Below are 12,772 nucleotides of genomic sequence, written 5' to 3'. Positions count from 1 at the left end.
TGATTCTCTGTTCAACTGTTTACTCTCGCCCAAAGGGCGAGTCCGGTTCTTTTGCGAAGACATTGAAAACGATCTTATCCATTCTGCCGGGCATCCATTTGTTGAGGAATACGGCCAGTTTACCTTGAGTGGTGAAGACAATGTCTCTCTTGCGTTTTTTGATGGCTTTGATAATACCATCAGCCACTTCTTCTGCTGTCATCATTTTGCCTTCATCGCGAGGGGACTCTCCTTGAGAAGTGCCGTCTGCCGTGAGCGCAGCATTACGGATATTGGTTCCGGTAAAGCCCGGGCAGGCCACCAAAACATGAACGCCTCTATGCATCACTTCTGTACGCAACGATTCAAAGAAGCCGTTCATCGCATATTTAGAAGCCGTATAAGCCGTTCTGGCCGGAGTACCACGGTAGCCATTGATGGACGAAATACCCACTATCGAACCTTTAGATTTAAGAATATGAGGCAGTGCATACTTGGTGGCATAAAGGGTTCCATAGAAGTTAATGTCCATCACCTTTTTGAAGACATCGAGCTCAATTTCCTCTAACAAAGCACGCATGCTAATGCCGGCATTGTTGATGAGGATATCCAAGCCACCGAATTTCTTCACGGTCTCATCAATAAGGAATTTATTGTCCTCCTCGCTGGCCACATCCAGCTTCAAGCAGAGATTAGGTGCATTCAGCTGATCTAGCTCTTCGGCCACCTCATTGAGCCTGACTTCATTGCGCCCGGTGATTACGACCTTATTGCCCATTTTGGCAAATGCCAAAGCCAGGGCCTTTCCTATTCCCGATGATCCTCCTGTGATAATGACTACTTTGTCTTTCATGGTTTGTAGTTGATTTACAAAGATATTGTCAATCTTTAGACTCGGGCCATCTCGGTTAAAGTTGTTATTCTAATATGCGATTGAAAATCCTGACTTGCTTCATTTTTATTCTTCTTGCTCAGGAGGCGATGGGTCAGAGAAATATTAATGGAAGAGTTTTTGATTTAATGGACAGCCTCTATTTGCCCTATGTTACCATTATAAACCTAGACACAAAAGATACCACTAAGTCCAACTTGGAAGGCTATTTCTATATAAAAGCCGACAATGGGGATCAATTGCTATTTCGTTATCTTGGTTTTGTTGAAAGGACTATTACATTACAGAACCTAAAATTCCTTGAAGTAGGACTTAAACCGTGGTCAAGCGAAGATGATTTAGGACAAAATAGAATTCACATATATGCGGGAGTAGAAATAAATTACAAGCTGATCGGGGGCAAGCTTAAGTATGTATCAGACTACTTCGGATCATTCACCTTTGAATCATCAGCTTCCTATTTTTTCAATACTGAGACCAAGCTTACTGATGCAAAGATTCGGTTCCCGAGACTGATTTATTCCTATCCTAACGTCAGTATCGGAACGTCAATAGCTTATCAAAATCTTACTTTTGAAGATAACAGTGGATACGAGAGCTACATGCTTTCTTTTCAACCCAGGCTGAGATATTTTGAAGCAAATATTGGTGTAGGCAGAAACCACTTTGAACTTGACTCTAAAAAGACCTTTGGTGTCTTAGTTGGCATTAAAAAAGAAGTCCCTTTAGGTAATTATAATTACCTGCCATTTGAATCGTCTGTAACCTTTTGGGGTAAAAACCTTCAATTCAATACAGCTCTAAATTATCGCATCTTTAAAAGATTCGAGATCGAACTCGGCTACCAGTACTTCAGAGGTATTGATTTGATTCAATTCACACTAGGAAATTCCATCAGGCTCTGGAGATACAATAAAAACGAATACTAACCCTCCACAGCCTTATACTTATTGAAGTTATCGATAGCCACAAAATAATCCGGGTCTTCCAGGACATTGACATCGCAGATCTTCTCCGCCCTTTTAATCATGCGGATGCAGTCCTTGCTTAAATGTCTCAAGTGGATATTCTTCCCTTCTTTCTGATACTTTTCAGCCAGTTTGTTGATGGCTTCTATGGCCGACTGGTCCATAATTCTGGACTCTTTGAAATCGATGATCACTTCTTGAGGGTCTTCCTTTACATCAAACTTCGAATTAAAGAGGCTTACTGAACCGAAGAAAAGCGGGCCATAGATTTCATAGTGCTTAATACCATGCTCATCGACAGATTTTCTGGCACGAATTCTCAGCGCATTCTCCCAGGCAAATACCAAAGCCGAAACAATTACTCCGGCAAATACGGCTATGGCCAAGTCAAAAATTACGGTCAGACCTGTCACCAAAACGATCACAATCACATCTGATTTCGGTACTTTATTCACAATCTTGAAGGTACTCCAGGCGAAGGTGCCAATTACCACCATAAACATTACTCCCACCAAGGCCGCGATGGGAATCATCTCGATATATTCCGACCCGAAAAGAATGAAGGCTAGTAGAGCCACCGCTGCAACTACACCTGAAAGCCTCCCTCTACCACCGGACTTTACGTTGATAATACTTTGACCAATCATAGCACAACCTCCCATACCTCCGAAGAATCCGTTAGTCAGGTTGGCCAGTCCCTGCGCCACACATTCGCGGTTACCACTACCTCTTGTTTCTGTCAGTTCATCGAGCAGGTTAAGGGTCATCAAGGATTCAATCAAACCTATAGCAGCTAAAATCAGTGCGTATGGAAATATAAACCGGATGGTCTCCCAATTGAGAGGAATAACAGGTACATTGAAAGTTGGCAGACCGGCTTTGATGCCGTCTCCACCACCATCCTGAATAAAGCTTTTTACAGTGGCCGTTTCCACTCCACCAAATATTACAATGGCCGAAACCACCAAAATAGCAACCAAAGCGGCTGGAATTCCTTTATTAATACGCGGCAAGAAAACCATTATAGCCATGGTGAGCAGTACCAGGCCTAGCATAATGAAGAGAGAACTGCCTGTCAGCCATTCGCCCCCCGATTTGAACATGCCCAATTGCGACATGAAGATCACAATGGCCAGACCATTCACAAAGCCCATCATAACCGGATGAGGCACCATTCTGATGAACTTTCCTAGCTTCAGAAAACCGGCAGACATCTGGATAATTCCCGTAAGAATGAGCGTAGCAAAGAGAAACTGCAAACCTTGCCCTTCTCCCATGGCTTCACCTTCGGCCACCAAATGAACCATTACCACAGCCAATGCTCCCGTAGCACCGGAAATCATACCCGGCCTCCCCCCGAAAATGGAGGTAATAAGCCCCATCATAAAGGCTCCGTATAGACCAATGATTGGAGAAATACCTGCCACAAAAGCAAAGGCAACTGCCTCCGGCACCAAAGCCAAAGCCACTGTTAAGCCTGAAAAAATATCGCTCTTGGTACTTACTCTATTCTTATCAATAATGGAAAAAGCCTCTCTGAATGTCATGCCTTCGAATTTGAGCCTGCAAAGGTAGGGCTTCTCATGAAAATTACCCGACTGAGTAAAAAGACTTTATGAAAACGATTGGGCAAAAAGAAACCGTTCCGAAGCTTTCTAACTCTCTCATAGTTAATGGAAGAGAAAGAATGAACCTTCGGAACGGCTGTTAAGGAGTTGGGCTCCCTAGGTTGTCGGGCTTAGCTCTTCAACCTGAGGAACCCAGTATTTACCTTTTAGTATCCGGGGTTTGGCTGCATGTTTGGATTCGCATCCAACTCAGCTTCCGGAATAGGCAGAATGAATCTGTTGTTCGGGTAATTGATAGTACAGATAGAAGATGTACACTGGTTTCGAACTACATCTTGCTTATATCTCATCAAGTCCCAAAGTCTTTGTCCTTCAAAGGCCAATTCCTTTCTTCTCTCCAGAAGCACCTCATCCACAAGCGCAGGTCCCACTGCAGTTACAGGAGGGGCCGTTGCATCGGCACGCTGGCGTATGGCATTCACATCGGCCTGGGCAGTATTATCGCCCTGATTGGCCTTAGCTTCTGCACGAATAAGGTAAACTTCTGACAAGCGGATTACTTTGGTATTGTCTGTACCGTTAATGCTCGGGTATTTATTCACTCGATAAGGAGCATAGTCTCCGGTCAGGAAGTTATCTTCCTTAAACCATCCTCTTCTCACATCATCATTAGAATAAAGAGAAACCACATCGTTAGAAGGAAGGTAGTCTCCATAACCTTCTACAATGTACATTCTACCGAGGGCATCAGAGCCTCTATTGTCATTTTCGGTCATTGCAATCTCAAAAATCGATTCTGACGAGTAATCAGAAGACCATGAGCTCAGGTAGTTTCCGTTAGAAACCAAGGTATACTCTCCACTGTTAATCACTTCTGTAGCCAAAGCCTCGGCATTGGCCCAGTCTTCTTTATACAGATACACTCTGGCTAGCAAAGCCTTGGCAGCTGTATTGTTAAGCGTTGAAGTTCTACCGGTTCTAGGGTTGTTGCTCAACATGGAAATACCCTGATTCATATCGGCAATAATCTGGTTATACACCTCCTCTACCGTATTTCTGGATGGCTCATTGAACTGATCGAACTCTAACACCAACGGCACACCCAAATGCGAGGCATCGCTGGTATAAGTATAATGCTGAGCAAACATGCGCACCATATCGAAGTACACCAACCCTCTGAGAGCGTAGGCTTCACCAACAATATGGTTTCTGTCGGCCTCAACTGCCGCAGGCAGTTCTACATCTGCATTGATAATGGCGTTCAGGGCATTGATGTTTTGCCACATCTCTTGCCACATACCCAGTGCAATACCATCGCCTACTGTGGCAATGTACTCTGCATAATCTTTGGCTCTGTTGGCCGAAGGGTGCTGCTTTACATCGTCAGACATTACATCTGGAACTAGTAAGAAGTATCGTCCATAATAGTTGGCAGAAGACAAACCGTTGTATACTGCCGTAATGGAAGAATTGTAGTCATCTATTGTGGTCAATGCTTGTTCGTTGGAAACGGACTGATGTGGAGTCAATTCCAAAAATTCGTCAGAACAAGCTGCTACAGCCAGTAGTAAAAATGCTGCAATATTTATTTTATATATAAGTTTCATTTGTTCTTCTTTTTTCTCTCTTAAAATCCGAAATCTACACCAATCGATACAGTTTTGATGGCCGGGGTAAGACCACCCGCCACACCATTGATAGCCTGCTCAGGGTCAAGGAACAAGTCTTTTTCTCTGGTAATGGTTAGTAGGTTGGTACCTCTAACATAAGCTCTCAATGAACGGATCTTCATCATTGTGGCTACGCTGGAAAGATCGTAAGCAAGGGTTACGTTACGCAGTCTGATGTACGATGCATCGTGGAGATATCTTGTGCTGTTGGCTGCTTGCCCTCCTTTGGTATCTCCCCATACGTGCTGAGGCAGCTTAGCATCGGTTTTGCCCGGAACCCATCTGTTTTCGAATGCCCAAACTGTGGTACTTCTTGGGGTCAATCGGCCGTCTCCATGAATAAACCTTCCGTTAGCATCGTATATGTAGTTTCCGTAAGAGTAATTGAACTGAGTGTTCAAGGTAAACTTCTTGTAAGCAACCTCTATGTTAAAGCCTCCGAAGAAATCAGGAGTAGCACTTTTATCCTGGAAGTATCTCTGCGCCTGATTGATATCATTAGTTACTTCAGACTCTGTTTCATCGGTATAGAATAGTGGGTCACCATTGCTTTGGTCTACTCCTGCCCATCCGAACAAGTAGTACGCCTGATAATCTCTACCTTCTTCTCTTCGCTTAGTGCCATCGGTATACGGCTCATTAAGTTTAGTGAGTCGGTTTTTAAGCTTGGTAATGTTAAACCCGACATTAACCGAAAGATCAGAGCTGGTGTAGGCTGCATAGTTCAATGAGAACTCCCAACCTGAGTTTTTCATTTCCCCAAAGTTTTGAGTAAGGCTTGAGAAACCTGTAGTCATTGAAATTGGCACACTCAGAATCAAATCTTCAGATACTCTGGAGAAGTACTCTACGGTACCATCGAGTTTATCCATTAGGTTAAAGTCAAGACCAATGTTAAAGTTGGTTTGGCTCTCCCATGTCAAAGCCGGATTGGCAATTTGAGTGGGCTCACCACCCGGTTGGCCATCATAATCTCTGCCATATCCGTAGAGTCCTACAGAAGGGAAGTTACCAATTCCGGCATTACCTGTTACCCCATAAGAGGTTCTCAGCTTCATGTAGTTAATAATTCCGGAGTTTTGCAAGAAGCTCTCTTCTGTAAGGGCCCAGGCCAAACCTATGGAATAGAAAGTACCCCAGCGGTTATCGGCTCCAAATCGTGAAGAACCGTCTCTTCGAATACTTGCTGTGGCAAAGTACTTCTCTCTAAAATCATAATTGAAACGAGAGAACATTGAAGCAAAGGTGTATTCTGTAATGGTAGAAGAGGCACTGTAGGCCGCAGCTGCACTGGCAAGGGTTCTTAACTTATCGTTCGGAAACTCCTGGCCATAGCCATAGGTGGTTTTACGAATAGACTTTTGAGCTTCGTAGCCTAAAAGTGCATCGAAATTGTGGTCTGAACCAAAGGTTTTAGTGTACTGCAAAGTTTGCGTACCCACCCAGTTTCTGTCTTGTAAGGTAGACACCTGGGCATATCCTCCGGAGTTTCTACCATCTCCATAGCGTCTGTTCTTATACTGCGACTCATTGATCTGGATTACATCGAAGTTCCATTGCGAACGGAACAAAAAGTCGTTAGCGAACTTCACATTTACAGAGAAGTTATCCGTAACTCTCATTTGTTCTGTCAGTCGGGAATCATCACCACTTAAGGCACCCACAGGGTTGTTACCTCCCATTGGGAAATAGTTTTTATGGTCGGCATTGAACCTGCCTTGTGCATCTCTTATAGGAATGAGCGGAGAAAGCAGATAGGCATTGTAAAGCGGATTCGCCCAGGCAGAACCGTCAACAAAACCATTTTGGTCGAAGCTACCTACACTCAGGTTATTGGTAAAGCTAATGTTATCTGAGGCTTTAAAATCGAGGTTTACACGACCTGAAATACGTTCAAAGTCACTACCAATAATATGGCTCTCCTGGTCGAAGTATCCTCCTGAGAAGAAGTATTTGAGCTTGTCCGTTCCTCCCCTGGCACTCATGTTATAACTCTGAGTAACTCCTGTGCGGGTAATGGCATCCAACCAGTTGGTATCGGTAGGCCTTCCCGTAACGGGATCAGTTAACTGCTGAAACCTGTTGGTAAGGTTTTGCTGTGCATCGGCCAGCGATACACCTCTGTTGGTATAGCCTTCAATAAACAACTGGGTATACTGCTCGGCATTCAGCGGCTGCAACAATTTGCTCGAAGCCACGCTGTTAAAACCTACCAGAGTGTTCAGGTCTATTCGGGCCTCTCCTGTCTTACCCGATTTTGTGGTAATGAGTATTACACCATTGGCACCTCTTGAACCATAAATGGCTGTAGACGCTGCATCTTTCAATACCGTTACCGACTCAATGTCGTTGGGGTTGAAAGAGGCCATTACGTTACCACTTCTACCTCCGTTACTATTGAGTTGGGTAATGTCTCCGGACTGCACCGGAATACCATCTACTACATAAAGAGGTTCACTGGAGGCACTAATGGAGCCAATACCACGAATACGTATTTGCTGGTTGGCCCCTGGAGAACCGTCAATACCGGTAGCCTGAAGACCGGCCACATTTCCCTGGAGCGATTGCTCAAAAGAGGTCATAGGAATTTGCTCCAGCTTTTTGGAGTCCAGCGTTCCTACCGATCCGGCTATTGCCTCCATCTTTTGAGTACCGTACCCTACAATAATTACCTCACCGGCATCTGACTCAGCAAGTTCCATCTGCACATTAATGACCGTACGGTTTCCAACTCTCTCCTCTTTGGTAACAAAACCTACGAATCTGAAGATAATCACATCATTATTGGCAGCATCGATGGTGTATCTACCATCCAGGTCTGTAGAAGTACCATTTAAGGTACCTTTAATCAGGACTGTTGCCTGCGGCAAAGGTTGTCCTGTGTCATCGAGCACACGCCCCGTAATGGTTCGTGTTTGGGCAAAAGCACCCCACGCCAGCAGCAAAGCCGCCAGCGACAGTAGCATTTTTCTCATTTGATATAGATTAAGTGGTTGACAAAAAAAATTATTCGGTTGTTTTAGCGGGTAGTCAATAGCCTTGGAAAAATACCTACCCCTCTCTCAACCACAACAGACCACTGATTTGAAAGCTATATTGCAACTAATGCCAAACATTACGCAACTAGCCAGACCCTTTATTGATATTTTAGTTTCTAAAATAAAACTACGTCAGAATTTTACTAACCTCAAATTTTGTAAAGATAAATTGACATAAAAATTCAGTTTCACCAATAATGACCCATAAAACGTCTATAATTCGCCCCTCAACAAGGGCTCAAATGGCTCTGGCAACAGAAGTCCGCTCAAATCAATTACATTTGCGCCATGGCAAAATACAGGGGTAAAAAGAAGATTATTGAGCAGGTAGAAGTTCAGGGAATTGCCGCGGAAGGCAAGTGTATTGCTAAAGTAGATGAGCAGGTAATTTTCATTGAAAAGGTGGCTCCTGGCGATGTAGTTGACGTTCTTATCACACGCAAAAAGCCCAACTTTATGGAGGGTACCCCCGTGCACTTTCACTCCTTTAGCCCCGATAGGGTAGACCCGTTTTGTGAACACTTTGGTACATGCGGTGGTTGCAAATGGCAACATATTCCATACCCTATTCAGCTTAAGTATAAACACCAACAGGTAGTAGACAATTTGCAACGCATTGCCAAAGTTGAGCTGCCTGAGATTCACCCAATATTGGGTTCATCTAAAACCCGGCATTACCGCAATAAGCTGGAGTACACTTTCACAAACTGGAAGTGGCTTACTCAAGATGAAATTGAAAGTGATAGAGCAATTGATCGTAGGGCTCTGGGCTTCCACATTCCGGGCCGATTCGATAAAATATTACAGATTAAAAACTGCTACCACCAGCCAGAGCCTTCTAACCAAATACGATTGGCTGCCGAAAAATTCTGCAAAGAAAATGACATTCAGTTTTACGACCTGGTCAAAAAAACCGGCAACGTAAGAAACCTCATCATTCGCAATTCAGTGAAAAATGAGTGGATGGTGATCGTACAATTTGCCTGTGAAAATGAGAAGAACGCACAACTTTTGGACTTCTTGAAAAATGAGTTTCCGGAAATCACCTCACTGCAATATGTAATTAATAATAAACCGAACGAGACCTTCCATGATTTGCCGGTAGAGGTTCATCATGGCCACGACTATATTATGGAAGAAATGGAGGGTATTCAGTTTAAGGTAGGCCCCAAATCTTTTTATCAGACCAATGCTCTGCAAGCCTATGAACTTTATAAAGTAGCCAGAGATTTTGCGGGGCTTACAGGCCAGGAGGTAGTATACGACCTTTATACCGGCACCGGCACCATTGCTAATTTTGTGGCCAAAAAGGCCAAAAAGGTAATAGGCATAGAGTATGTAGAAGCCGCCATTGAAGATGCCAAAATAAATTCTGAGATAAACGGCATAGATAATACTCTCTTCTATGCAGGAGACATGAAAGATATACTCAACGATGCCTTTATCGCTGCTCATGAAAAACCCGATGTGATTATAACAGATCCTCCACGGGCAGGTATGCATCAGGATGTGGTAGACATGCTTCTGAAGATTGAAGCCAGAAAGATTGTTTATGTGAGTTGCAACCCGGCCACTCAAGCCCGTGATATTGGCCTCTTAGATGCTAAATACAAGCTAAGCCAGGTACAACCCGTAGACATGTTTCCACAGACCCATCACGTAGAAAATGTGGTGTTGTTGGAATTACGAAATTGATTTTTTTTGAAACTGCTCCAGCCCTCAATTGGTTGGGTAAACAAAAGCTAGATTATGAACCAACTTACTTTTAGAAACGGAGACAAAATAGACGCTATAGGTTTGGGCACCTGGAAGTCTGAACCGGGAGAAGTGTATAAAGCAGTAAGAGAGGCCATAAAAATTGGTTATCGACACATTGATTGCGCCTGGATTTATAAAAACGAAAAAGAAATTGGCCAGGCCTTTGCCGATGCCTTTGCCGAAGGAGATGTAACCCGCGAAGAGTTATTTGTTACTTCCAAATTATGGAACACCTACCATCACCCTAACGATGTAGAGGAGAACATTAGAGAAACGCTTCAAGACCTACAGCTGGACTACCTGGACCTCTATCTTATGCACTGGCCTGTAGCCGTAAAAAAAGGGGTAGGCTTTCCTGAAAAAGCCGATGATTTCATTAGTCTGGAAGAAATTCCTCTAATCGACACCTGGAAAGCCATGGAAAAGCTGGTAGACCTTGGGCTTACCCGCCACATTGGGGTTTCTAACTTCAACATCCCTAAACTTCAGGAGCTTATTAAAGAGGCGCGCATTGTGCCAGAAATGAACCAGGTAGAATCACACCCCTTGTTGGCCCAAACCGAACTACTGGAGTTCTGCAAGAAACATGACATTCTCTACACGGCCTATTCTCCTTTGGGCTCTCGCGATAGAAGCGCAGGCATGAAGAACAACGATGAGCCAGACATGTTCGAATTACCGCGTATTCAGGCTATCGCAAAAAACCATGGAGTACACCCTGCACAAATTCTAATTAAATGGGCAGAAGCGCGTGGCACATGTGTAATCCCTAAGTCGGTAAACCCTCAGCGACTCAAAGCCAACCTTGAATCGGCCAACATTCCTTTGAGCGACTACGAAATAATGGAAATCAACAAACTCGATATGGGCTATCGTTATATCGATGGTAAGTTCTGGGAAAGAGAAGGAGGCCCATACACTGCCGAGAGCCTTTGGAATGACTAACTGGTGCAGTATGGCATGGGGTTTGGATTTTCTAGGAAGAAAAATCAAACCCTATTCTATTATGAAACCTATTAGAAAAACGTATTTCAGCTTTTTAGTGGCTGCCACGCTCGTTTTTGTGGCCTGCGACAATGCTAATGAAGATGCCAACCCAACAGCACCACAGCTGCCTCCGGCCGAATCTATGTCGGCTGAAATGGGGGCTTTTCCCTCAAATGGAGAAAATTCTTCTAAAAATGATAATCAAGACAGAGAACACTTTACTTATGCCGCTGCCAATGTGGTATTCTGGCAAAGTATTTTAAAACTGCAGCTGGCCGTTCCCGTGGCCGCCTTCAAGGAGTCTTTCAACCATCCTTTTATATACCTTCAGGATGAACAACGCTGGAAGTCGTCATACACGGTAACAGTAGGTGACAAAACTTACGAAGCTACCTTGTATGGAGAGCGCGAAGAAGATGAAATTGAGTGGGAGATGTACCTCTCAGCAGAAGGACAGTTTGAGAACTTTCTGTGGTTTACCGGAGAATCTGAACTAGACAACACTGGCGGAAGTTGGACCCTGCATAAAAGTCCTTCTGAGCCAAGAGCTGTTTTGACCATTGAATGGGAGAAAGAAGGAAACGAAGTAGAAGCGGCCTATACCCTGGTAGACGAGCAAGCCGATAAGGTAGACAGCTACATTGAATACGGAACCACTACTGAAAATGGCTTTACCCATTTCTACGAAGTTTCTATTGAGAGCAAAACTGAAGAAGATTATGAGGTGTTTATTCTCTACAATGCTAACACTCGTGCCGGCAAAGTAAAATCAGAATCACGCTTTGGAGACGATGCCTTTAGGTGTTGGGATAGTAATTTCATAGACACCACCTGTTCTAATTAAAAAGTAAAAGCCCTGATCGGATGAATCCGACCAGGGCTTTGGTAATCAAAAATCTATAATTCTTTTAACTATATTTTCTTGACATTCACGGCATTAACGCCTCTTCTGCCTTCCTCAGTATCAAAAGAAACTTTGTCGTTCTTTTCGATGGCATCCACTGTACCTGACACGTGAACGAAGACATCTTTTCCATTTTCGTCATCAACGATAAAGCCGAAGCCTTTCTCATCGTTGAAGAATTTTACGGTACCTGTTTTCATTGTAATTTGTAATAATAGTATTAAATAATGCGTCAAAGCTAGCAATTAGTTTGACACTCTCTACTACTTACGTATGAAAAGACTGTTAATTGTGCGGCATGCCAAGTCGAGCTGGGACTTTCCGGAACTCTCTGATTTTGAGCGACCTCTTAATCACCGGGGAGAAAAAGACGTTCCGGACATGGCTACCCGGATAAAAAAATTGGGACTAAAGCCGGAGCTAATGATTTCTTCTCCGGCCAACCGAGCCATAACCACGGCTCGTGGATTTGCCTCCGTTTTGGGCTATCCTGAAAGCCACATTGTAGAAGACAAGCAACACTATCATGCCTCGAGCCAGGAGTTAAGGCAGCTGATTAGGAACTTTAGCGATAACTATGGTGTGATTATGCTGTTTGGTCATAACCCCGGCCTCACCTATCTTATCAACGAATTGTCTGACTTTAGACTAGACAATCTACCCACGTGTGGCATCTGTGGTATTGACTTCTTTATAGACTCCTGGAGTCAGGCAAAGAGAGGAACCGGGAAGAAGTTTTACTATGATTTCCCTAAAAACAAGTGAGCTAAATATATTCATCTAAGTACAATCGATGAAAACACCTCTTTTAAAACCTTACGCAGTTCTTCCATCTTTGATGGTCCTTTTTGTCTTTTTAGGACTGGTTATTTACAAACTAGCCTTTGAGTTCAATGAACTTGAAAAATGGAGAGTTCTATTTCTTGCTATAGGAGGTACTTTGATTTTTTGTTTGTTACTCACCTACCTAATTGCACACATCTATTTTAATAAAAGAACCAAAAGATT

The 12,772-nt window shown here is 43.6% G+C and carries 10 protein-coding genes; 5 read left to right on the top strand and 5 right to left on the bottom strand.

Annotated features, from left to right (window positions below):
- Nucleotides 1-19: 19 nt before the first annotated feature.
- A complete protein-coding gene (locus B3O12_RS11905) occupies nt 20-832 on the bottom strand; it encodes an SDR family oxidoreductase (RefSeq protein WP_286756439.1) in 813 nt (270 codons plus the stop codon).
- Nucleotides 833-906: 74 nt separating this feature from the next.
- Here B3O12_RS11905 and B3O12_RS11900 point away from each other — a divergent pair, with 74 nt between their 5' ends.
- On the top strand, nt 907-1,800 hold the full coding sequence (locus B3O12_RS11900) for a hypothetical protein (protein WP_286756438.1): 894 nt from the start codon (nt 907-909) through the stop codon (nt 1,798-1,800).
- Here B3O12_RS11900 and B3O12_RS11895 read toward each other — a convergent pair.
- From B3O12_RS11895 to B3O12_RS11885, 3 genes are all read right to left on the bottom strand, one after another.
- The gene (locus tag B3O12_RS11895; protein WP_286756437.1) at nt 1,797-3,386 is read right to left on the bottom strand and encodes a SulP family inorganic anion transporter; all 1,590 of its coding nucleotides are present in this window, start codon (nt 3,384-3,386) and stop codon (nt 1,797-1,799) included. The genes B3O12_RS11900 and B3O12_RS11895 overlap by 4 nt on opposite strands.
- A 227-nt stretch (nt 3,387-3,613) precedes the next feature.
- The gene (locus tag B3O12_RS11890) at nt 3,614-5,014 is read right to left on the bottom strand and encodes a RagB/SusD family nutrient uptake outer membrane protein (protein WP_286743509.1); all 1,401 of its coding nucleotides are present in this window, start codon (nt 5,012-5,014) and stop codon (nt 3,614-3,616) included.
- A gap of 20 nt (nt 5,015-5,034) precedes the next feature.
- Complete coding sequence (locus B3O12_RS11885; protein ID WP_189628357.1) at nt 5,035-8,052, bottom strand: SusC/RagA family TonB-linked outer membrane protein; 3,018 nt, start codon at nt 8,050-8,052, stop codon at nt 5,035-5,037.
- Nucleotides 8,053-8,403: 351 nt separating this feature from the next.
- Here B3O12_RS11885 and rlmD point away from each other — a divergent pair, with 351 nt between their 5' ends.
- The 3 genes from rlmD (at nt 8,404) to B3O12_RS11870 (ending at nt 11,704) form a co-directional block, all read left to right on the top strand.
- Complete coding sequence (gene rlmD, locus B3O12_RS11880; RefSeq protein WP_286756436.1) at nt 8,404-9,810, top strand: 23S rRNA (uracil(1939)-C(5))-methyltransferase RlmD; 1,407 nt, start codon at nt 8,404-8,406, stop codon at nt 9,808-9,810.
- Nucleotides 9,811-9,864: 54 nt separating this feature from the next.
- Nucleotides 9,865-10,818 carry an aldo/keto reductase gene (locus B3O12_RS11875; RefSeq protein WP_189628359.1) on the top strand — a complete coding sequence of 318 codons (954 nt, stop codon included), beginning with the start codon at nt 9,865-9,867 and terminating at the stop codon, nt 10,816-10,818.
- Between the two features lie 61 nt (nt 10,819-10,879).
- Complete coding sequence (locus B3O12_RS11870; protein WP_286756434.1) at nt 10,880-11,704, top strand: hypothetical protein; 825 nt, start codon at nt 10,880-10,882, stop codon at nt 11,702-11,704.
- A 68-nt stretch (nt 11,705-11,772) separates the two neighbouring features.
- Here the strand turns inward: B3O12_RS11870 and B3O12_RS11865 are convergent, their stop codons facing one another.
- A complete protein-coding gene (locus B3O12_RS11865; RefSeq protein WP_189628361.1) occupies nt 11,773-11,964 on the bottom strand; it encodes a cold-shock protein in 192 nt (63 codons plus the stop codon).
- A 73-nt stretch (nt 11,965-12,037) separates the two neighbouring features.
- Between B3O12_RS11865 and B3O12_RS11860 the strand changes: the two genes are divergently transcribed.
- A complete protein-coding gene (locus B3O12_RS11860; protein ID WP_286756433.1) occupies nt 12,038-12,529 on the top strand; it encodes a SixA phosphatase family protein in 492 nt (163 codons plus the stop codon).
- Nucleotides 12,530-12,772: the final 243 nt, after the last annotated feature.

It is taken from the genome of Roseivirga sp. UBA838, from assembly GCF_002296035.1.
In the GTDB taxonomy this organism is placed as follows: domain Bacteria; phylum Bacteroidota; class Bacteroidia; order Cytophagales; family Cyclobacteriaceae; genus Roseivirga; species Roseivirga thermotolerans.
Note: the sequence above shows the minus strand (reverse complement) of the source record. Positions and strands in the feature narration are given on the sequence as shown.